The organism is Alteromonas sp. W364 (assembly GCF_031846205.1).
Classification (GTDB): domain Bacteria; phylum Pseudomonadota; class Gammaproteobacteria; order Enterobacterales; family Alteromonadaceae; genus Glaciecola; species Glaciecola blandensis.
Window position 1 is genome coordinate 1 of sequence record NZ_JAVRID010000010.1, and the last position, 21,138, is coordinate 21,138.

20 protein-coding genes are annotated in these 21,138 nt (G+C 41.3%); 4 read left to right on the top strand and 16 right to left on the bottom strand.

Translation table 11 applies throughout. The features are described from left to right. The first annotated feature begins 314 nt into the window (after window positions 1-314). On the top strand, window positions 315-797 hold the full coding sequence (locus tag RM556_RS15000; protein WP_311363006.1) for an RNA-binding protein: 483 nt from the start codon (window positions 315-317) through the stop codon (window positions 795-797). A 110-nt stretch (window positions 798-907) separates the two neighbouring features. On the opposite strand, the gene RM556_RS15005 is transcribed toward RM556_RS15000, so the two are convergent. Next, the gene (locus RM556_RS15005; protein ID WP_311363005.1) at window positions 908-2,113 is read right to left on the bottom strand and encodes a DUF5610 domain-containing protein; all 1,206 of its coding nucleotides are present in this window, start codon (window positions 2,111-2,113) and stop codon (window positions 908-910) included. 123 nt (window positions 2,114-2,236) lie between these two features. Between RM556_RS15005 and trmA the strand changes: the two genes are divergently transcribed. After that, window positions 2,237-3,328: a tRNA (uridine(54)-C5)-methyltransferase TrmA gene (gene trmA, locus RM556_RS15010; protein ID WP_311363004.1), complete on the top strand. Its 1,092-nt coding sequence runs from the start codon at window positions 2,237-2,239 to the stop codon at window positions 3,326-3,328. Here trmA and fabR read toward each other — a convergent pair. Beyond that, window positions 3,325-3,933, bottom strand: a complete 609-nt coding sequence (fabR, locus tag RM556_RS15015) for an HTH-type transcriptional repressor FabR (RefSeq protein ID WP_311363003.1) — start codon at window positions 3,931-3,933, stop codon at window positions 3,325-3,327. The genes trmA and fabR overlap by 4 nt on opposite strands. A 112-nt stretch (window positions 3,934-4,045) precedes the next feature. Here fabR and RM556_RS15020 point away from each other — a divergent pair, with 112 nt between their 5' ends. Further along, the gene (locus RM556_RS15020; RefSeq protein ID WP_311363002.1) at window positions 4,046-5,179 is read left to right on the top strand and encodes a fatty acid desaturase; all 1,134 of its coding nucleotides are present in this window, start codon (window positions 4,046-4,048) and stop codon (window positions 5,177-5,179) included. 91 nt (window positions 5,180-5,270) lie between these two features. Further along, window positions 5,271-6,689: a Si-specific NAD(P)(+) transhydrogenase gene (gene sthA / locus RM556_RS15025; protein ID WP_311363001.1), complete on the top strand. Its 1,419-nt coding sequence runs from the start codon at window positions 5,271-5,273 to the stop codon at window positions 6,687-6,689. A gap of 59 nt (window positions 6,690-6,748) precedes the next feature. On the opposite strand, the gene RM556_RS15030 is transcribed toward sthA, so the two are convergent. From RM556_RS15030 to RM556_RS15095, 14 genes are all read right to left on the bottom strand, one after another. Next, window positions 6,749-8,440, bottom strand: a complete 1,692-nt coding sequence (locus RM556_RS15030) for a hypothetical protein (protein WP_311374982.1) — start codon at window positions 8,438-8,440, stop codon at window positions 6,749-6,751. A 229-nt stretch (window positions 8,441-8,669) separates the two neighbouring features. Then, the gene (locus RM556_RS15035) at window positions 8,670-8,966 is read right to left on the bottom strand and encodes a pyridine nucleotide transhydrogenase (RefSeq protein WP_311374983.1); all 297 of its coding nucleotides are present in this window, start codon (window positions 8,964-8,966) and stop codon (window positions 8,670-8,672) included. A gap of 210 nt (window positions 8,967-9,176) precedes the next feature. Then, window positions 9,177-10,940 (bottom strand): EAL domain-containing protein, encoded by a 1,764-nt coding sequence (locus RM556_RS15040; RefSeq protein WP_311374984.1) that lies wholly within the window; start codon window positions 10,938-10,940, stop codon window positions 9,177-9,179. A gap of 136 nt (window positions 10,941-11,076) precedes the next feature. Beyond that, window positions 11,077-11,835, bottom strand: coding sequence for a phosphoadenylyl-sulfate reductase (locus tag RM556_RS15045; protein WP_409220095.1), 759 nt, complete (start codon window positions 11,833-11,835; stop codon window positions 11,077-11,079). After that, window positions 11,828-13,540, bottom strand: a complete 1,713-nt coding sequence (gene cysI / locus RM556_RS15050; protein ID WP_311374985.1) for an assimilatory sulfite reductase (NADPH) hemoprotein subunit — start codon at window positions 13,538-13,540, stop codon at window positions 11,828-11,830. Before cysI ends, RM556_RS15045 begins: the two co-directional genes overlap by 8 nt. Beyond that, a complete protein-coding gene (locus RM556_RS15055; RefSeq protein WP_311374986.1) occupies window positions 13,540-15,354 on the bottom strand; it encodes an assimilatory sulfite reductase (NADPH) flavoprotein subunit in 1,815 nt (604 codons plus the stop codon). Before RM556_RS15055 ends, cysI begins: the two co-directional genes overlap by 1 nt. Window positions 15,355-15,459: 105 nt before the next feature. Continuing rightward, window positions 15,460-16,215 (bottom strand): TIGR04219 family outer membrane beta-barrel protein, encoded by a 756-nt coding sequence (locus tag RM556_RS15060; protein WP_311362995.1) that lies wholly within the window; start codon window positions 16,213-16,215, stop codon window positions 15,460-15,462. Between the two features lie 3 nt (window positions 16,216-16,218). Then, window positions 16,219-17,211 (bottom strand): DUF2333 family protein, encoded by a 993-nt coding sequence (locus RM556_RS15065; RefSeq protein ID WP_311362994.1) that lies wholly within the window; start codon window positions 17,209-17,211, stop codon window positions 16,219-16,221. Window positions 17,212-17,323: 112 nt separating this feature from the next. Further along, window positions 17,324-17,524, bottom strand: coding sequence for a PspC domain-containing protein (locus tag RM556_RS15070; protein WP_311362993.1), 201 nt, complete (start codon window positions 17,522-17,524; stop codon window positions 17,324-17,326). 185 nt (window positions 17,525-17,709) lie between these two features. Further along, window positions 17,710-18,012, bottom strand: coding sequence for a hypothetical protein (locus RM556_RS15075; protein ID WP_311374987.1), 303 nt, complete (start codon window positions 18,010-18,012; stop codon window positions 17,710-17,712). Between the two features lie 261 nt (window positions 18,013-18,273). Beyond that, the gene (gene dusA / locus RM556_RS15080; protein WP_311362991.1) at window positions 18,274-19,293 is read right to left on the bottom strand and encodes a tRNA dihydrouridine(20/20a) synthase DusA; all 1,020 of its coding nucleotides are present in this window, start codon (window positions 19,291-19,293) and stop codon (window positions 18,274-18,276) included. 330 nt (window positions 19,294-19,623) lie between these two features. Continuing rightward, entirely contained in the window at window positions 19,624-20,013 is a 390-nt protein-coding gene (locus tag RM556_RS15085) for a RidA family protein (protein ID WP_311362990.1), read from the bottom strand. A gap of 126 nt (window positions 20,014-20,139) precedes the next feature. Continuing rightward, a complete protein-coding gene (locus RM556_RS15090; protein ID WP_311374988.1) occupies window positions 20,140-20,406 on the bottom strand; it encodes a hypothetical protein in 267 nt (88 codons plus the stop codon). Window positions 20,407-20,488: 82 nt separating this feature from the next. Next, window positions 20,489-21,070, bottom strand: coding sequence for a hypothetical protein (locus RM556_RS15095; RefSeq protein WP_311374989.1), 582 nt, complete (start codon window positions 21,068-21,070; stop codon window positions 20,489-20,491). Window positions 21,071-21,138: the final 68 nt, after the last annotated feature.

The window sequence follows — 21,138 nt, forward strand, 5'->3', positions numbered from 1 at the left end:
CAGTAAATCGAAGCCAAATTGTAATGTTGCTCGCCACTCCAACCTAGTCTCTAAACTTTCGTTTGGATGTCTCCGTTGAAGTGAGCGCGCATTTTAGAGATAAATGAATTTAGTTCAAGTGCTTTTTTCAAAAAGAGAGAAGTTTTTTGAAAAACCTGACTCGTTCGCACTTATTTTGCACAAAGTGACCATTTATTATCCAATTTGAAATAAATCGCCTATTTTACGCATGGAAAACTAGTAAAACTCGCGCAAAACCGTCATATTGTAGGGGCCTTTTACATAACATTAACAAAAAAAGATAAGGGAAGGTTATGGTATCCATAAAACTGCCACTCGTACTCGTGGCAACAATCATATTAGCTGTGATTGGTTTTTTTACTTCATCGTCGGTATTGGACCAAGATGCAACTACATTACAAAAATCTTTATTTTCGGTCGGGGTGGTCGCAAACGGCCTTTTGATTATTATATTGAGTTCACTGACTAAAACTAGTTCAACTGTTTCGGAAACAAATGAAAGCGCTAGCACAGAAGGAGAAGATGACATAGCCACATTATATGTGGGTAATCTTCCTTACCGTGCTAATGAACAAGTTGTAAAGGAACATTTTGAGAACTTTGGTTACGTTAAATCAGTTCGTTTAATGAAGGATAAGCGCACTGGTAAACGCAAGGGTTTCGGTTTTGTAGAGGTAGGTGTTGACGCAGCCGAAAGCATGATAAAGAAACTTAACGATTCTGACTTCCAGGAAAGAACGATTAAGGTTAGGCCAGCTAAGGATAAGGTAGCCTAAGTTCTATTACTAAGGAAACGCGAAAAGCCCACCTTAAACTTAGATTGTTTACGTTACATAATAATGTAAACCTTCAACAGTTTTGGATGGGCTTTTTTGTATCTATCAGATTAGTATGTAGTTTGTGGTTCGATTCCTTCCAACAGCTTCGCATTGAAACTGTGAAAACGATTTATCGCTGTCAAAATATCCGGCACCTGCACATCTTTCAGTTCATTAACCAAACTATTAATAACGGCTTTAAAGTCACCTTCATTTTCTAGCTGCTCATTTGCCGTATTTAACCCATCAAGTACTTTATTCAAATATTGCGCTACCGCCTTTGGTGCTTTTAGGTCAGCAGCGGTCTCAGAATAATTCTTCACTTCGTCGTATTTCTGCATTTTCTGATAACTTTCAGCTTTCGTTAATTGAAAAGCAAAACTAGCCAACTCTTTTGTATCATAGCCGATCTCTAAAGACTGTTTAAAAGCCTCTTCAATATCGCCCCTATAAAAAGTGTTCGCAATATCATCCGCTTGTGCAACAAGGTCACCAATTGCTTTTAATTCGTTGTCATCCAAATCACCACTAATCGCTAAAGAAAAGTTTGCTGACTGCTCAAAAACGGTTGAACTCGCAAAATTGCCTTGATCACTGACCAAGCTCGCTGAGCTGTATTGTTCTTTTAATCCAAAACTCACTTTTACTTCATCACCATCGCGAGTTCGGACGTAAAACTCACTCTTTTCCGCTTTCGTCGAACTTTCAAAATCTAGGGAGCTAGCGTTTATCTCAGGTGATTTACCGAAAACTTTGTCTTCGAGTTTGCCTATGCCGTCAAATATGGACGATTTACTTGCCGCAATGCCTTGGGCAATTTCATCATTCAATGTATCACCCAGTTCTTTCTCGGCTAACTCAATCCCCATCGTTACGCCTGTTCTAGCCTGCTCAAACAAAGCTGTTAACTTATCGTCCGAGTCACCGTTCGAAGCGGCTTTATTAATGACGCCCCCAACGAAAGATAGAACGTTTTTCGCCACCTTTTCAAAATCAAAAAGAGGCTTTTGATTCTCTTTTTCATCTTCTGTTGATTTTGGGCTTATGTCGGCTGACTGTCCATTGACAGACAAGGTGCTATTGATCGCCCCGCTTAAAACTCGCGCAGCAACCTTTCGATTATCAGAAATAGCTTCGTTATTTTGAGCAAAAGATTGTTGTAACTCTTTAGCTTGTTTCAAACCATCTTGTTGAAGCTGTTTATTCAGGGCAACCTCAGGCCTTACCTGTTTTGGCTGCTCTGTTGGAAAACTCTTTATTTCACTAAAATTCATGACAGATACCTCACTATCCTCAACATCTGTATCGACACATAAAAATAAAACCTTTAGCTTTAACTTGGTAAATTCTGAAAAAACTTTACAATTCGCGAAATTCAAACGTTTTTTAGGTTCATCATGTCAGTAGATTTAACGAGTAAATACAAGGCTCAACTAGATAATAAAGAACAAAAGGTTCGCACTCTTCTGCAGCCTTTTTATCAAGATGAAATAGACGTATTCGACTCTGAACCTGAGCATTTTAGGATGCGCGCAGAATTTCGAATCTGGCACGATGGCGCTGACACTTATCACATCATGTTTAACAAAGAGACAAAAGAGCAATATCGCGTTGACCAATTGTCAGCAGCTAGCCGAGTAATAAACAAAGCGATGAAAGCAGTTTCAGAAGCCCTAATTGGGAATGAACCGCTGCGTAAAAAGCTTTTTCAGATAGATTATTTGAGCACCTTAACCGATGAAATACTGGTTACCCTTGTCTATCACAAACCTCTTGATGAAGAGTGGGTTAATGAGATCACTAGCCTGAAGCAAGCTTTAAGCTCTGAACTAAACATTCAATTTATTGGGCGTTCAAGAAAGCAAAAGGTTGAAGTTGACCAAGATTTTGTCATTGAAAGACTTCATATTAATGGTGAAGCTTTTGAATTTAAACAAATCGAAAATAGCTTCACTCAACCCAATGCACTGGTGAATTGCAAAATGATAGAGTGGTCTGTTGAACAAATTAAAGACCTGCCGGGTGACTTGCTTGAATTATACTGTGGAGCAGGCAACTTTTCTGTACCTTTGGCGAAGCACTTTGACAAAGTGTTGGCCACAGAAATATCAAAAACATCAGTCAACGCGGCCCAATTTAATATCGAAAGAAATGCTGTTGATAATTTGCGTATCGTCAGACTTTCAAGCGAAGAGTTTGTTGAGGCAAGTCGCGGAACAAGGGAGTTTAATAGGCTGAAAGATATTAGTTTGAGTGACTATAACTTTAGCACTGTTTTAGTTGACCCGCCTCGCGCAGGGCTCGATGATGCGACTATTGCTTTGATTCAAGAGTATGACAACATCATCTATATTTCTTGCAACCCGACTACACTTGCGGAGAATTTAGAGAAGCTTAATAAGACACATGACGTCAGTCGCGGCGCCATTTTCGATCAGTTCCCGTTTACTGAGCACATCGAAAGCGGTGTTTACTTGCGAAAACGCTAACCAACGTTTCGAGTCGAATATTCAACTGCGCCAAATTGAATAAAGCGCAGTTGAAGCTTCACTCTTTGTGCTATTCCTGAGCGCGCCGGTCCATCAGAATCTAAGGCTTCCGCACCTGCACTAAATACCAATTTCACCATCGCTTCAGCTTGCATAGTTGCAATATTTCTTGGAAGCTTTAACTGCAACACGACGTAATCACCTAACTCCTCAATAAAGTGTTGGATTTCACGGGCAACCGCAGCCCGAAACGCTGCTGATGTGCCGGTATGTTCACGCAACAATAGTCTAAATACATTTTTGTTAGCCGAAATAAATTCCATAAATGTATCTACCGAAATATCGATAACACCGCCGCCAGCCTCAATCCTTTGACGAGCTTGTCGCATTAACTGACGCAAGGCCAAGCCAGCTTCATCAACCAAAGTTAACCCTAATTCATTGATATCTGAAAAGTGTCGATAAAAAGAGGTAGGCGCAATACCCGCTTGACGAGCAACTTCTCGTAGACTCATTGCGGAAAGGCTTTTATCCTCATCGAGTAAGCTAAAAGCAGCGTCCACAATACGTTGTCGAGTTTGCAGTTTTTGTTCTTGTCTATTCATAGTGTGAAAGAATACAACAAAAACTGAGATATTAAGAACTTTATTTCTTGCCAAATACGGCAACAAAAGTTAAATTAGCGTACAGTTGTAAGCTGAAATTTTAGGTCATCATTTGAAAAAACCACCCATCATAATTACCAACGTATTGGTATTTAGTGTTCTTACATTATTAGCCTTGGTAGGGACACCAATTTGGGCATTCACCTATGGATTCGACGCTGTCGAAATAGGTTTTACTATCTTCTTGTTCTACTTTACTGGCATGTCTATTACTGCTGGTTACCATCGTCTTTGGTCACATAAGGCATATGATGCGCATCCGGTTGTAAGGTTTATTTTAGCCGTTGGTGGCGCAATGACGGTGCAGAACAGTATTTTGCATTGGTCGTCAGACCATCGTGTGCACCACCGTCACGTTGACGTTAACGATCAAGACCCTTACTCTGCTAAGAAAGGTTTTTGGTATAGTCATATGGGCTGGATGCTAAGAGAGCATAAAGCAACTCGCTTCGCTGACTACAGCAATTGCCGCGACCTGCAAAAAGACAAAATAGTGATGTGGCAGCATAAGTACTATTTGCCGATCGTGTTGGTCTCAAATTTTGGCATCACTGGTTTGGTCGGTTGGTTAAACGGCGATGTCCTTAGTATGCTTCTGCTTGCTGGCGTGACGCGTATCGTACTCGTGCACCATGTTACATTCTTTATCAATTCACTTGCTCACATTTGGGGTTCGCGCCCATTCACAGATAAGAACACAGCTCGTGACAATGGTATTCTTGCATTTTTCACATTTGGTGAGGGGTATCATAACTATCATCATATCTTCGAATATGATTATAGAAATGGCGTCAAGTGGTGGCAGTTCGATCCGACTAAATGGATGATAAAAGCCCTATCTTATGTTGGCCTTACCAAAAACTTAAGGAAAACACCGGAAGAGCGCATTGAAAAGGCGAAATTAGAAATGCAGCTAAAATATGCGCAAGATAAGGCGATAACCTTACCAGACGCGGAAGAGATTTTAGCTAAGATGCAGCATGAGTATGAAGTCTTGATGCATAAAATGTCTGAGTTCTACGCGACTAAAAAGCGTTTAATGAACTTGAAGAAGAAAGATATTCAAAAGTCTTACGAGAGTTTTGAGCTCGACTTTAAGTGTAAAGAGTTAAAGAAAACCTTAGATGTGCAAAAGCAAAAATGGCGATCCATATATGCTTTCTACTTTGAGCTTCGGACAGCTTAAAGCTACAAATTAATAAGAAAGGATGCTTCGGCATCCTTTTTTATTTCTAAAATATTGATAAACTACTGAAAACAAGACTGGAAATGTATACATGCCACACAGAAAAAAGAACAGTAATGCCTTCGATTTTGATGCCGTCGTTATCGGCACAGGCCCTGCGGGTGAAGGTGTTTCTATGCAGCTTTCAAAGGCAGGCAAACGCGTCGCCGCAATTGAGCGATATGAATCGGTAGGTGGTGGTTGTACGCATTGGGGCACGATTCCATCGAAGGCTTTGCGTCACTCTGTCAGTCGTTTGGTTGAATACAATCAAAACCCGCTTTTTAACGATAATAACTCAACACGTAGCCTAACGTTCGCAGACATTATGCAGCATGCAAGCGGTGTGATCCGAAAGCAATCTCGTCTACGCTCATCTTTTTACGAGCGAAACAGCGTGCCTGTTATTACGGGAGAAGCGAGCTTTATTGATAAAAATACCTTGAGTGTCAGTCGTAATGACGGATCAGTTGAGACGATTACTGCAAAACAGTTTGTCCTGGCCGTAGGTTCTAGTCCCTATACACCAAAAGACATCGACTTTAAGCACCCAAGAGTCTACAACAGTGACACATTGCTATCGCTGAAGCACCACCCCAAAACAATCATCGTTTATGGTGCCGGTGTTATTGGTAGCGAATATGCTTCAATCTTTCGAGGTATGGGCGTTAAAGTGGATTTGGTTAATATGCGTGACCGCTTACTTTCATTCCTTGATACAGAAATATCAGACGCGCTAAGCTATCACCTTTGGAATAACGGCGTTGTGATCCGTCACAATGAAGAATACGAATCAGTAGAAACCCACGATGATTACGTTGTGCTTAACTTAAAATCTGGTAAGCGTATGAAGGCTGACTGTTTGCTATTTGCTAATGGTCGTTCGGGAAACACTGCCGAACTGGCACTCAAAAACGTTGGCTTGAAAGCAGATAGCCGCGGGCAAGTGAAAGTAAATAGTAACTACCAAACCGAAGTTGAAAACATTTATGCTGTTGGAGACGTCGTTGGCTATCCTAGCTTAGCATCAGCTGCTTACAATCAAGGGCGTTTTGCTGCTGAAGCAATGCTTTCAGGTGAATGCCACAAGGCGCTTGTCGAAGATATTCCAACAGGAATATATACACTTCCAGAGATCAGTTCTGTAGGTAAAACCGAACAACAACTGACTGAGTTGCGCATCCCCTATGAAGTGGGAAGAGCTCAATTTAAACACCTAGCTAGAGCACAAATCGCCGATACGGTAGTTGGAAGCTTGAAACTACTCTTCCACCGCGAAACCAAAGAGCTACTGGGTATACATTGCTTTGGTGAAAGAGCGAGTGAAATTGTCCATATCGGGCAAGCTATCATGCAACAAGAGGGCGCTGGAAATACGATTGAATATTTCGTGAATACTACCTTCAATTACCCAACCATGGCTGAAGCTTATCGTGTTGCAGCATTAAATGGACTAAATAGAGTTTTCTAAATTTATCTAGCTAAAAAAAAACCTCCAAATGGAGGTTTTTTTATGCTTTTAATTCGACCTTAGTCCATTTGCATGGTGGTCGTAAATACAATACCGGTATCGTCAACATCAGTAGACATCGACACTACCATTTTAGTATCTAACATGCCTTCCAATTCTGGTGGAATAGGCTGGCCGCTCATTTGCATGATAGGAAGCATCTGTTCGAAGAATTTACCGTAATCAATCTTCAAAGCATTCATTCCGTTTTGCGTTAAACCTTCTGAAAGAACACTTTCCGCTTGAACTGTGCCTGCTTCGCCAGCATATAGTACAAGGTGTTCATCACTTGCTTTGGCAAAAACTTCGATACCAAACTGACTTAACATGGGTACTACATCTGCCATATTTAACACTTCGCCTTCGGCTGGAAGAGGCTGTTGTGCAAGGAATGGAACGAATGTTTGTAAACTAGCGTAAAGAGCTTGTATGTTTTCAGCAGATACCGAAACTACCGCATCTAAAGAAGTTGCACCCTCTCCACTCATATCAAACTCAAATTCGTTGATTGCTGCGGCAACACCATAGAATCCATTGGCTACACCTGCCATCGCGAATGCGCCTGTAGGATTGTTTTGTTGCATTTCAGCTTGGAGTGCCAATAATGGCTCGCAAGACAAGCTCATGTTAGACGCAGCAGACCACATACTACTAACACTGCTACTCAGGGCTGACACATCTAAGCCAAGCGCAACCGATAGCATGCTTTTGTTGTCGGTAGCATAGTTCGGTAAGAAACCTCTAAGTGCTTTCAAACCATCTTTAGCGACTTTACTGCTTGTAGGGATTAATACTCTACCGTCGATATTTAGCGATTTACCTGAACTTTGGTTAATAGTAGTGTCGATAAACATGCCTGGCCACATAGCTGTCAGCATATCAACATCTGCTTTACACTCCGGCGTTCTAAGCATCTCAAACTCTCTCGCAATCTCGCCATCGCCTAACACACCAATATCTTTGGCAATTGAGTTTCCATCAACAGTAGTCAACATTTTGCCAATTTCTTGTGTGCTAATGAAGCCAATACCGTCTTTACTCATCTTGTATTCGCCGAACATTTTGCTGTAGATTTCACTATCTGTGATAGGATTTTTTGGCTTAGTAACTGCAAGTGAAAGCTTTAAATGCTCGTCATCAAATTCAGCTGCATGGAAAGTCATTACTCCCCAACCATCTGCTGCTCTGACTAATAATTCAAGACCGAGTTCTTCATCTAGCAAATAACTGGTATAAGCGACGCCTTCAATTGTTTTATCAGCATAAGTGATGCCAGAAGAGACTTGAGCATCACTGAAAAATGAAAGAAATTGCTCTTCACTATCTAACTCAAAGTGCATGACTGGTGATACACCTACGAAATAGACAAGAGAGCGCTGCGCATCTTTCATTCCCGTAGTAGAAACAAATGTTTCTGGCGCTGCAACAGCTTCAAAAAAGCCATTAAAGATTGCCAGTCCAAACTTTGATGCAGGATCATTCTCATCTTGCATCATTTCGTCGAATACCTGACCAAACTGATCGTACTGACCAGGCTGCATGCCCATAGATGCTAGGTAAGCAGTCATATTTAGCGGTTTCATTTGTGCAGATAGCAGCACAGTGTCAGCTGGAACGTAATCCAAACGCTCCATATCTTTGCTACCGCCTAGGAATTGGTATGCACCAACACCGACAGCAACTAGCAATAATACTACCAGTAGTTTTTTCATAGATGTTCCTTATTTATATCCATTCTTAAAAGCGAAACCCTTCGCTTTTCAATTAGTTGATGTGTTTTGTCAATTAAGGTGTGGGTACGGATATGCTTCTCTACCATCTCAATTGACGGTAGATAAAATACCATGTAATCGGGGTCATGCATAAGGTAAAACGATAAAATTCTGTGCCAGAAGCAAAAAAACCTCCCAAAAAGGAGGTTTTTATCAATTCGACTCAGTATTAGTTTTTAGCTAACAATGCATCTCTGTGCGCAACGACTTCGATTGTCATCGTTTTAGGATCGAAAGTCATAGTAGCAATTGCTTTATCACTTACGTCGCTCGCTTTTTGAATTACAGCTTCTTCAGCACGTTTGAAGACTAAATTAGACGCTATCTGTTTACTCATACACTCACTATTCATAGTCAGTGTAGTTTTATCCATACAATTGAACAACTTAGCTTCACCGGCATTAGCATTCGCAGACATCGCGACTGCTGAAACTGTCATCAACATGATTGTTTTTAAATATTTCATATCAGTTCTCGGTGAATTAACAGTGATTAAAGTATAGACAAACATAACCTCGAAATCAAGTGAAATCACACGAATATTACAGTTATATTACAAGGATAAGAAAATAACATGACAATTACTGTCATAAAGCAAAATAAATCATCAAATTCGGGCATCAAAGAGACAAGCGAAGCCTATTAAGTAAGATTAAATATGATAATAGTTTGTTGACTAGGTATCTTCTTGCACAACTTTGTCGCTATTTTGCGACAACACAAATTTTCTAAGTTCAGTATAGGGCATTGGCTTTCCGAACAAGTAACCTTGTGCTTCATCAGTCCCCAGGGCAAGCATCTGCTCAGCTTGTTCTTCGTGCTCGACCCCTTCAGCAATAGTCGTTAAGCCTAACTGAAGTCCTAAATTTACAATAGCCTGGGCAATGAACGCATTCTTCCCGTTATCGAGATCATTGACAAAGGAGCGATCTATTTTCAGGCGATCAAGCGGCATCTTTTGGATATAGGATAAAGAAGAGAAGCCTGTTCCAAAATCATCAATAGCAATCGAAACCCCGAAGTCCTTGAGAGACTGTAGTGACTGGATAACAATTTCTGGCTCGTCCATTACCACGGACTCAGTAATCTCAAGTTCTAATAAGCTTGGCGGGACACCATGTATATCTAATATATATTTTACGTAGTCAACAAATTCAGAATCCCTAAACTGTAGTACCGATACGTTAACCGCCATTCGGAAGTTTTCATAGCCTAATAAGCAAAGCATTTTTAGACGGCGTACCGATTCAGCTAACACCCACTTACCAATATCGACAATCAAACCAGAATATTCTGCGAGAGGCACAAACACCTCGGGTGAAATAAAAGCGCCTTTGTCATCTTGCCAACGAAGTAAGGCTTCAACACCAATGATTTCTCTGGTGACTAGGTTTATTTGAGGTTGATACCAAACTTGTAATTTTTCGCGCTTAAAGTCTTGTTGTAAATTACGAATAATTTTCAACCTACTTTGTGTTTCACCATCCATTGAAGGTATATAAAATGCGTAGTTCCCGGACTTTGCTTTTTTGGCGACATTGAGCGCGATATTGGCACATCGAAGTTGGTAAATTGCATCAACACTCGGTCCGACCTTATACAAACCGATATGCACATTGACTTGCAAAGAATGTGAACCGACCGAGAACGCGGTTCGAAAAAGATCATTGATAATATATGGTTCGACAAAATTGGCGTCTCCAATTAAGCCAAATACATCACCGGTTACTCGACCAATTTTAACGTCGCTGCCAAAAGAGTTGGTTAGCCGTTTTGATACAGCGACCAAAAGTGCATTACCGATATCTTGCCCGAGACCATCGTTTACATCGCTGAAGTGACTTAGGTCTACTAACGCTATGTTCTGTGGGCCCTGAGTTTGCGCTTTACCAACACTGATCAGATTAATGAATTCGTTTCGATTTGGCAGTTTGGTCAACCAGTCATTGAAGGATGATTGTTTCAGTTTGCGAAATAAATTGGCATTCTCTAAACCGATACTTATTTGGCAACCCAAGGTTTCTGCAATTTTTTGTTCATCAATACTCAACAGTTCGCTACTTTTAAAGTATATAACCGCTTCTAATCCGGAATGTGAAAGATATAGCAGATTGTTGTGCTTTGAATAATAGTGACTCCGGGATTCAAAGCAATGCATAGCAAGCTGCAATACTCTCTTGGGCAAGTTATCTTCGGCTTTAGTCTTGACCAGTCGCGAATACTCATGATTTCCACCGAGAATATATAAATCATCACTCTCTTGGTCAATTAAGTAACCTGCTCGGCCCACACAAAAAGCTCCGCGGCTGGAAGGAACGACATTATTTAACTTAGCTAAATGAGCAGACAGATAGGTAGTGACCGAATCACTCGATATAGGACTTGATGTCGTATCGTTAACAACGTCAAGGCCGGCAATTAACGCTTCTGAACTCGACAAGATGAATAGCCTTTGGTTATGAACTTAAAAATTAAGTTACAGTAAAGGTGTTACCAAATGGAAACACTACTCTCAAATATAGAAAAAAACCAGCACTAACGCTGGTTTTTTGAACGATTTATTTTATTTTCTTGATTTAAATGCCGTCACCATCACCAAACTCGTGCAGCCCGCACTCCCGTTTCAAGCCATGGAACCGTGTATCTTGCTCTGACATGCCGTCTTGCAAAGCAACAGTGGTATGCCAGTCTCCGACCGAAACATAACCTTTTTCCCACAATGGATGATAGGGTAACTTATTAGCCGTTAGATACTCGTGCAACTGTTTGTTCGACTGGTCAAGTATCGGGTGGAACTTGAATTGTTTCGCTTGCTTCTGCAATACCTTAAGCTTTCCTCGCGAATCAGACTGATCTCGGCGCAAACCTGCAAACCAAGTTCCTATTGCTAGGTCATCTAATGCCCGTTTCATTGGCTCAACTTTATTTAAGTTGTTGTAAGTCTCAATCCCTTCTAAACCTTGCTCCCAAAGCTTTCCAAAACGAGCCTCTTGCCAAGCTGGAGAGATAGGCGCTGAGTAGACTTTCAAATTCAAGTTTAACCGCGCTGTCAACTCATCGATAAACTGATAGGTTTCCGGAAATAGATAGCCAGTATCGGTCAGCACCACAGGAATCCCAGGAGCGACTTCGTTGAGCAGGTGCAACATCACTGCAGACTGCGCACCAAAGCTAGATGACAACATATGGTTGCCAGGCAAGTAAGCCAACGCCCACTCTATTCGTTGCCTTACCGACATGTTCTCTAGCTTAACATTCCATTCCGAAAGCTGAGCAGGCTCAATATCAAAATCCAAACGGAGGCTTTCATTCATATTCGTTGCGAGACTAGTCATAAAAATCCCTAGCCGAGTCGACAACAGGTGCAATGATCCCTGCTCTAATGACATAATCGCCAAAAGACTCTTTCTCTTCACGCTCATTAGACCAACGACCAATTAGATCATCTAGGTGCGACATTATTTCAGTGTCGGTAATATTCTCTTTGTACATTCTTGGAATACGAGTTCCCTCGCGGTTTCCACCAATGTGCAAATTATATTTACCAGGACCTTTGCCAACTAAACCTACTTCAGCCAACATTGCCCGGCCGCAGCCATTTGGGCAACCTGTAATGCGGTAAATAATGCTCTCATCCTGCATCTTGTGCTTGGTTAGCATTGCTTCAATTTCGCTAACCGCTTCAGGCAAGTAGCGCTCTGCTTCAGCCATCGCAAGCGGGCAGGTTGGTAGAGAAACACAAGCCATAGAGTCTTTACGCTGATTACTAACACTCGCTTCCATTAAACCATGCGCCAAGGCAAGATCTTCGATCTGCTGTTTTAGTTCGCTTGGCACACCAGCGACAATTAAATTTTGATTAGCTGTCATTCTGAAATCACCGGTGTGTATCTTAGCAATCTCAGCACAACCTGTTTTTAAGGTTTTGCCGGGGTAATCTAAGATTCGACCGTTTTCAATAAACAAAGTAAGGTGATGTTTACCATCAATGCCTTCAACCCAACCATAGCGGTCGCCGCGAGTAGTAAACTCGTACGGTCTGCTATCTTCAAATGTTGTCTCTGAACGCTTTTCAACTTCTGCTTTAAAGTTATCTACCCCAACACGTTCAAGGGTGTACTTTGTTTTCGCATTCTTACGATTAACACGGTTACCCCAATCACGCTGAGTAGTTAGCACGGCAGCCGCAACATCGAGTGTTTTATCCAAAGGAATAAAGCCAAAGTCATCCGCCTTACGCGGGAACGTAGACTTGTCACCATGTGTCATGGCCAAACCGCCACCAACTAAAACGTTGAAGCCAATGAGCTTACCGTTCTCGGCAATCGCCACGAAATTCAAGTCATTTGCATGTACATCTACGTCATTATGCGGAGGTACAACGACGGTTGTTTTAAACTTGCGCGGCAAATAATTAGTTCCAAGAATAGGCTCATCTTCCTGCGTAGAATCAACCTTTTCGCCGTCTAACCAAATCTCAGCGTAAGCTTTTGTTTTTGGCAGTAGATGTTCACTTATTTTCGTTGCCCATTCATAGGCTTCCTGATGTAACTCAGATTCGACTGGATTTGACGTACAAAGCACATTACGGTTTACATCACCCGCAGTTGCAATAGAGTCGATACCCGCTTTATTTAGCGTTTGGTGCATCTGTTTAATATTAGGCTTCAATACGCCGTGAAACTGAAAAGTTTGACGCGTAGTTAAGCGAATACTGCCGTACATAGTGTAGTCAGCTGCAAACTTATCTATCACCAACCATTGATCAGGCTGAATAATGCCGCCTGGTAGACGTGCTCGAAGCATTACATTATGTAAAGGCTCGAGTTTCTGCTTCATTCGTTCAGCTCGAATGTCTCTATCATCCTGCTGATACATACCGTGGAAACGAATTAACTGGAAGTTATCGGCAGTAAAACCACCGGTAACATCATCTTTCAAATCTGTGGTTATGGTGCCTCTCAGCAAGTTACTTTCGCGTTTTAAACGCTCATTGTCAGCAAGTTTACCTTCAACAGTAAATTTTTTATCATCACTCATTAGTAAACATCCTTCTGATAACGTTTAGATTTGCGTAAATTGGTAACGTACTCTTTGGCTTCAGTCTCAGACTTATTGCCATGCACCGACACTAGCTCTAGCAATGCAGATTCAACATCTTTTGCCATGCGCAACGCGTCACCACAGATATAGAAATGAGCTCCTTGCTCCAGCCATTCAAATACTTCTTTGCCATTCTCGCGTAGACGGTCTTGCACATATATTTTCTCGGCTTGGTCACGTGAAAACGCCAAGCTGATTTTGCTTAACAGACCCGATTTTAAATAGCCCTGCCATTCGGTCTGATATAGAAAGTCTTGAGTAAAGTTAGGATTGCCAAAGAACAACCAGTTCTTCCCTTCGGCCTCTGTAGCATCACGCTCTTGCAAAAACGCTCTAAATGGCGCAATACCGGTTCCAGGACCTATCATGATGACTGGCGTATTTGGGTCACTTGGCAGTCTGAAATTGTCGTTATTTTCAACATAAACATTCACATTTTGACCTTCTTCCAAACGGGTTGAAAGAAAACCCGATGCGCCACCTTGGTGAGTAAAGCCATTCGCTTCATATTCAACGTGTGCAACGGTTAGATGTACTTCGTCTTCTACTTCTGCTTGACTCGAAGCAATTGAATACAAGCGCGGCGTAATTGGACGCATCGCATCAACTAAGGCTTGAGCAGATACCTTGGAAGGATACTTCTCAACGATATCAACAATTTGTGATACTGATAAAAATTCACGTAAGGCTGTTTTATCTCCCATCAAACTTGCCAGTTCTTTGTCGTTTGTCGCGGCCAAATACGCTTTTACAAATCCAGGGTAGCTTAGCGTTAACTCTAATTTATTGACCAAGGCATCAAGCAAAGAGTAATTAGCATCGGCAATGGTTACTTGGTCATCTGCTTTAGTATCAGTTGCTGTCATAATTCTGCCAGCAAGCGCTTCATCATTACTAAACCATACACCAAGGGCATCGCCGGGACGATACTGAATACCGCTGTCTTCCAAGGAAATTTCTATATGGCGAATATCTTTTACTGAGTTTCGACCCGTTATTTTTAAGCTTTCACTTAACGTCGCAGCGAAAGGATTTTTCTTGTTGTATAAAGACTCTGCAACTGCATTTGCAGCTGGAGTTAGATTGGCAACTTGTGTTGTTTCAACAGGCTTCAACTCGTCTTTTAACTTGTTATTAAGCGCAACTGCCCAGTTTGCAATTGCCTCATCATAATCAACATCACAGTCTAGACGCTCAACTAAAGCTGTCGCGCCAAGGGCACACAATCTTGTGTCGAAGTCCTTGCCGGTTTGACAGAAAAATTCGTAGCTTGTATCGCCCAAACCAACCACAGCATATTTCAAATTAGGCACTTTCGGCGCTTTCTTACTTGCAAGGAATTCATGCAGTTCGATTGCATCATCTGGTGCATCGCCCTCACCATGAGTGCTTACAATAACGACCAAATGAGTTTCATTTTTTAATTGACGTGGCTTGTAGTCGGCCATGCTAATCACATTAGCATCGAAACCTTGCTCACTCGCGGCGGTTTTATAAGTTTGAGCGACGCTTTTCGAGTTACCGGTTTGAGAGCCATAAAGAATTGTTAATTTTGGTTGTGCCGCAGCACTGCTAGCAAGCGCTTGCCCAGGTTGTGCGCCAGAACTTGCAACGCCACCAGCCATACCGGCAAAGTAGCCACTAGCCCAAATAAGCTGTTCTTTATTTAACACAGATGCCGCTGATGACAGCAGTTGAAGCTGCTGTTCATTCAGGGCAGAAAAAGAATTATTGCCGTTATTTACTGTCATTTCTCGTTAACCTTAACCATATTGCGGATAAGGTTAGCGAGTTTTTAGCATAACGTGAAAGAATTAAATCAGATTTTTTATTACTTTTTAGACTGAAAGAATCAATTAAAAGTCAAATTCAAGACCAACGAACACACCGCTGAACTCTAAATCTGCATAAAAATCATCAATATCGTCCAATTCAACTGTTACTGCGCGATAGCCAGCTTGTAGTGTCATATCTAAAGCAAGTGACTCAACGAAGCTGTAAGTTAACGCTGCTTGAATATCTGAAACAGAGTGGTCTCCAATCGCTAAGAAGCTGCCTTCAGCATAGACACCAAGGCCAGTGAAAGGTAAACCAACTTCAGCCTTAGCATAAGCCATCGGAATCACGCCAGAAAACTCTTCTGTGGCAGTGCGGTTAGATTCTGACTCACTGACCACAATAGTACCGTCTAGGTATTTACCGTTTAAGCCGATATCAACGCTAACTAGATCATTATCTAGGATTTCGTAATACAGAATAATATCCGTCGCACTCATTTCGAAGTCTGTGCTTACATCAGTATTTGCTGAGTATAGCTCGCCGTTAAATTCGAACTGACTGTTAAGATTAGTGAAACCACTAGTGTCCATCGTCGTTCGGACTAGTTTTAGGTTCGGAATTAGTGGTACTGGGTGTTCCAATGCGACATATAATGAGCTATTTGTTTGATCATCGTATGAAAACTCAGTGAGTGATTCTTCGTTTGCAAAACCACCTTCTACGCCCATGTTCCATCCCTGCGCTCCAACATAGGCGCCCAACAGCGTATCGGCTTGTGCGGGTGCAGTTGCAACTGCAGCTAGCATTGCACAGCCTAAAAGTGACTTTCTCATATTTTATCCTTGGTTAAGTAGTTCTGATAGTTCGATTAAAGCAGCATTCGCTCTGGAAATATAGTTCGCCATTACTAACGAGTGATTAGCTAGCATACCAAAGCCATCTCCATTTAGTATAACGGGCGTAAAGATAGTTTCTTGAGTCGCTTCCAATTCTCTAATGATTTGACGTAAGCTTACGGTAGCATTTTTCTTCTCAAGAACATCTTTAAAATCGACTTCAACGGCTTTTAAAAAGTGCAGCAGAGCCCAGCTTGCGCCACGCGCTTCGTAGAAGTTATTGTCTAGCATAAACCAGCTAGTTTTGTTGGTCATTATTGAGCTTTGAGGCGTGGATTGTCTGGCATCAGCATCTCCCGCTAGCTCTGTGTTGATGACATCTGACCCTACACTAGCGCTTAGTTTTTGAGATAATGAGCCAAGTCGTTTTTCAACTTGTTTTAGCCAATCTCTTAAGTTGTCTGCTCTGGCGTAGAACTGCGTATTCGAATTACCAACTTTGCCAAGTTCGGCCTGATACAGATATAGTTGCTCTACCGCTTTCTCATAGCGAGATTCAGAGCTCGGTAATATCCACTTGTTGCTGTCATTATTGAAGAAAGGCTGTGCAGCTACTAATTGAGGGTTCTCAAGGCTTTGTGATTGAGAGCGGCTGAAGTCCTTGCGCATTGATAAAGCGAGGTCACGGCTCATTTCGAGCACGCCAAATTCCCATGATGGAATGTTGTCCATGAAAATACCGGGAGGAGTAACATCATTAGTTAAGTAGCCACCATTTTTGTACAACATTTCTTCTGTGACTCTTATTAATGTCGCAGTTGTCGTATAACCGGTCACAACTTCATGCCCATTTGCAGATGCCATGTCTTTGGCATTCTGTCTAACATCGAAGGTGTTTGGGGCAAAACTCCACCAAAAACCTAATAATGCAAATAATAGTATAATTAAGCCTAAACCTGCAGTAATTGTCTTCGTAGTAAAAAACTGTGCCATGATCATCCTTTGCATTGCTAAGCTATTATTAAAACGGAAAAAAAATGTCGTCTATCAAACGCATTTCTCTTCTCTCACTTCTATTATAGTTGCCCCTCTGGCTTTTGGGCAACTACTTATATCTGAGCAATAAAATTGCAAGGACATAAGCGAGCGCGGTTGCAAAGGGTAACATTGCCATACTAGCGACTGCTGCGACACGCACCCATAAAGGGTTTACATCAAAATATTTAGCTAGACCTGCACAAACACCAGAAATAATTGCTCTGCTTGGATCTCTAAATAAACGTCTGTCGTTAATTACTGTTTTCATTCTGTTTCCCCTACTTTGCTGCGTAAACTATTTTGTGTCTAAGATTTTGAAATACTCTAAACACATTACTAATGATGCACTCCCGAGATACAACACAATCGGGGTGGCCAAAAGACTGATTAAACTGATATGACCTAACATAACCCTCTCCTTGTCTGAATGTCGTCGAGCGACTAATCAAGAGATTAGTCGTCGCTTTTTTCCACAAGGTTTACGTCACTGTCTTTATCGACTTTTGCAATATCAGTAATGGTTACTGTTGTTGCTGGTAGCGTTGGGTCTTGGATTTTTGCAAACTGAAAGTTAGAGCTTGCTACCAAAATTGACTTATTAACTTCTTCGTTGATTTCAGCAGTAACGCTTTGCATTGCTGTTTTCATCACGTCATTTAAAAGAAGTTCAACCGGAGATTGTTGTGCTTGTGCAGCACCAGTAAATGCGATTGATGATACGAACAAAGTAGACAAAACTGTAAGCTTAATAGACATAATATTTTCCTCAAATGTTTTAAAAGTGTTGGTTTCGACTACTGTTGCAAAACCTAAAATTAGTTGCCTTATCGGCGAGTACACTTGAGCTATAGCGAGAGTTGTGCCAGTTTTTTAAAAAAATATTTTATCTATTAATTTCAGTCACTTAAAAAATAATTTAATTAATATAAGCGTAGAGGAAAGAAGATTGAATATGAGGTGTGGCGAAAAAAACCACTTAACTTAGTGGTTTTAACTAAAATTTAGTCCGTGTATTTTTTAGACACTCGGTTTGCTATCTAAAAATGATTTTGCTTTCTCTTGAGCATCAAGAACCTGTTCATATGCATCTAATAGAAGCGTTTTAGAGACGTCACGTTTGGTGCCGTTTTGACTGAGGTAACGACGCCAAATTCTACCGCCAGTTTGAGATTGGAAAAGCCCTAGCACGTGACGAGCTATGTGCCATACGCGTGAACCATTCTCTAGTTGGTGTTGAATATAGTCATTCATCGCTACGACGACTTGTTCTCTTGTAATGGGATTGGTGGTGTCGCCATAAATCTCATTATCAATACTTGAGAGAATAAAAGGGTTGGAATAGACTTCCCTTCCCATCATTACGCCATCTACATGTTCGAGGTGTGCTTTCGCCTCTTCGATTGTGGTAATTCCGCCGTTTATTGCAATGTTGAGATCTGTAAATTCATTCTTTAGGTCATATACACGTTGATAATTAAGTGGTGGTATGTCGCGATTCTCTTTCGGACTTAAGCCCTTTAACCAAGCTTTCCTGGCGTGAACCGTAAAGTCATTGCACCCAGCAGCGGCAACCAAAGATACGAATCGACTTAAGCCTTCGTAGTCATCCATGTCGTCAATGCCAATACGGCATTTTACTGTGACGGGAATGTCGACCTTTGCTCTCATTGCTTCAACACATTGTGCCACGGTTTCTGGCATCGCCATTAAACAAGCGCCAAAACTACCGTTCTTAACTCGATCGGATGGACAACCCACATTAATGTTCACTTGGTCATAACCGCGGGCTTGTGCTATCTCTGCGCAGTGCGCCATGGCATCAGGCTCACTTCCACCGAGTTGCAGAACAACAGGGTGCTCTTCATCGTTGTAACTAAGATAGTCACCTTTTCCGTAAATAATTGCGCCGGTTGTCACCATCTCGGTGTAAAGAACGGTGTGCTTTGAAAGTTGACGTAAGAAGAAGCGACAGTGTCTGTCTGTCCAATCAAGCATGGGGGCAACGGAAAAACGGTGATCTACAGTAGGCGTGGACAAAGCAATGAACTCTTAATTTTGTTAGAAGTAAAGCGATTTGCGTTGCAAGTCTTTGAGTCGTGTAAGGGTTGATACACGTATTTCAGTTTTGCAAAGCGGTATAGGTTTAATGGACCGCTGAAAATTATACCATCGCACTGTAGTTAGAAGAAAGGAGAAAGCGTAGATATTGCATAGTATCAATTGTGTTTGATGGATAACTCAACTGGTTGTCACAATAATGTGAGGCGCTACTTTCTTTTTCTTAAAAAACAAACAATGGTCAGCCTTCCTGTTTGCCGAAAACCCCAATTAACGGGCGAGTATTGAATTGCCTTTTAGCTACCGTTTCTACAGGTGTGCAATGCATTTTATTTCGATTTTTAGTTCAGGCTGAACAAGCCCAGAGACCTGAACAACTGTTTGGCTTACTTCGGGCATGCATCCATATGCAGATTCCCTTTCACCATAAACCGCTTCAACGTTTTCCATCAACTCGTCCATATTAGTAACAAAAAACGTTTCATCAACAATATTGCCCATATCTGCGCCGAACTGCGATAACACATCCTTCATATTTAAATAAGCAATAGCAGTTTGTTCAACAATACTTTGCGGAACAGCTCCACTATTATCTATACCAACCTGTCCTGCCATGTATAGAATATTGCCGACTTGAGTGCCCTGCGCAATAAAATCCTTAAATGGGCCGCTTCGATAGGTTTTCTTATTAATTTTCATTGTTTCGTTTTCCTCAGTTTTTTAAGAGTCCAACACTTCCCGCAAATCCGGCTAATGGTTTTGTCAATTGCGCAAGTATTTCCGCTTGACGCTTTGGCTATGAATTCTGCGTGCTCTCATGAATAACTATTTGACTGCGAATAGCGTCAATAATATTTTTTGATACGCATCGAAACACAAAAACAACACGACATACAGTCCTAAAATCACCAGTATTACCGCAGAATCTGAACCAAATTCTGGAGGTGATAAATCTAATTCGAAACGACTATTTATGATTGATACCTTTAGTAAATAATCAAAAATAATCCCAGTGACACTGAAGATGGACAATAGTCCAATGGCCCTATTTCGATACTTTTTGATTATTGCTTTGATTTCCATTTCGCTCATACTCGTTCCTTTTAAATTGACTCAAAGCACTTTCAAAACCCGTTTTGGAGCGCTCTGTCGAAAAATGTGTTTTACTTTTTTGCTAGCTGCCATTCACCATTCGAGTCCATTCTGGGTTTATATTTTGTGATGAAGCATCTATATATTGCGTTACATCAGCACCTAAAAACAGATATTCAACTGCTCGAGGGTGAAAAGCTAACTTACCTTCAAAAGTTAGGGGGCTTTGTTTTATTTGAGAGTACCCGTCGATTTTTACGCGACGTAAGATGTTTAGCCGAAACTTACCGTCCTTCCATTTAAATTGGAATCCCTCAAATGCTCCTAATTCAGAAGAACCTAGTACCTTTTCTGGCTCGCCACTAGATGTGATAATTGTTAACTGCGGAGTCATAGTTTGCTTGTTGGCCTTAATGCCAAATAAAACATACTTTTTCCGTGTCTCATCCCACACACGAAACATTGCTCCAGATTCTGCAGGGCTTTCAAAGTCTAATTTAGAAACTTCTAAAAACATGGTGAAGTAACAGTCGTCCTCACAATTGACTTCAAATGAGTTCATTTCTGCATTGCCACTTGAAATGCTATGCTGACTCGAAAACAAATGCTGCGAAAAAGCATCCATGGAATGAACCAACAAGAAAATAACGAAAAACGTTTTCATACCAATTTCCTTTATACCACCATGTTTTTCTAACTTAATTTTAACTCAATACCAAAGGCAGATAGCGC

Excerpts from the sequence above, each read along its gene's own strand:
- RM556_RS15000 (WP_311363006.1), top strand. The coding sequence starts at position 315 with ATGGTATCCATAAAACTGCCACTCGTACTCGTGGCAACAATCATATTA.
- RM556_RS15005 (WP_311363005.1), bottom strand. The coding sequence starts at position 2,113 with ATGAATTTTAGTGAAATAAAGAGTTTTCCAACAGAGCAGCCAAAACAG.
- trmA (WP_311363004.1), top strand. The coding sequence starts at position 2,237 with ATGTCAGTAGATTTAACGAGTAAATACAAGGCTCAACTAGATAATAAA.
- fabR (WP_311363003.1), bottom strand. The coding sequence starts at position 3,933 with ATGAATAGACAAGAACAAAAACTGCAAACTCGACAACGTATTGTGGAC.
- sthA (WP_311363001.1), top strand. The coding sequence starts at position 5,271 with ATGCCACACAGAAAAAAGAACAGTAATGCCTTCGATTTTGATGCCGTC.
- RM556_RS15030 (WP_311374982.1), bottom strand. The coding sequence starts at position 8,440 with ATGAAAAAACTACTGGTAGTATTATTGCTAGTTGCTGTCGGTGTTGGT.
- RM556_RS15035 (WP_311374983.1), bottom strand. The coding sequence starts at position 8,966 with ATGAAATATTTAAAAACAATCATGTTGATGACAGTTTCAGCAGTCGCG.
- RM556_RS15045 (WP_409220095.1), bottom strand. The coding sequence starts at position 11,835 with ATGACTAGTCTCGCAACGAATATGAATGAAAGCCTCCGTTTGGATTTT.
- cysI (WP_311374985.1), bottom strand. The coding sequence starts at position 13,540 with ATGAGTGATGATAAAAAATTTACTGTTGAAGGTAAACTTGCTGACAAT.
- RM556_RS15055 (WP_311374986.1), bottom strand. The coding sequence starts at position 15,354 with ATGACAGTAAATAACGGCAATAATTCTTTTTCTGCCCTGAATGAACAG.
- RM556_RS15060 (WP_311362995.1), bottom strand. The coding sequence starts at position 16,215 with ATGAGAAAGTCACTTTTAGGCTGTGCAATGCTAGCTGCAGTTGCAACT.
- RM556_RS15065 (WP_311362994.1), bottom strand. The coding sequence starts at position 17,211 with ATGGCACAGTTTTTTACTACGAAGACAATTACTGCAGGTTTAGGCTTA.
- RM556_RS15070 (WP_311362993.1), bottom strand. The coding sequence starts at position 17,524 with ATGAAAACAGTAATTAACGACAGACGTTTATTTAGAGATCCAAGCAGA.
- RM556_RS15075 (WP_311374987.1), bottom strand. The coding sequence starts at position 18,012 with ATGTCTATTAAGCTTACAGTTTTGTCTACTTTGTTCGTATCATCAATC.
- RM556_RS15085 (WP_311362990.1), bottom strand. The coding sequence starts at position 20,013 with ATGAAAATTAATAAGAAAACCTATCGAAGCGGCCCATTTAAGGATTTT.
- RM556_RS15090 (WP_311374988.1), bottom strand. The coding sequence starts at position 20,406 with ATGAGCGAAATGGAAATCAAAGCAATAATCAAAAAGTATCGAAATAGG.
- RM556_RS15095 (WP_311374989.1), bottom strand. The coding sequence starts at position 21,070 with ATGAAAACGTTTTTCGTTATTTTCTTGTTGGTTCATTCCATGGATGCT.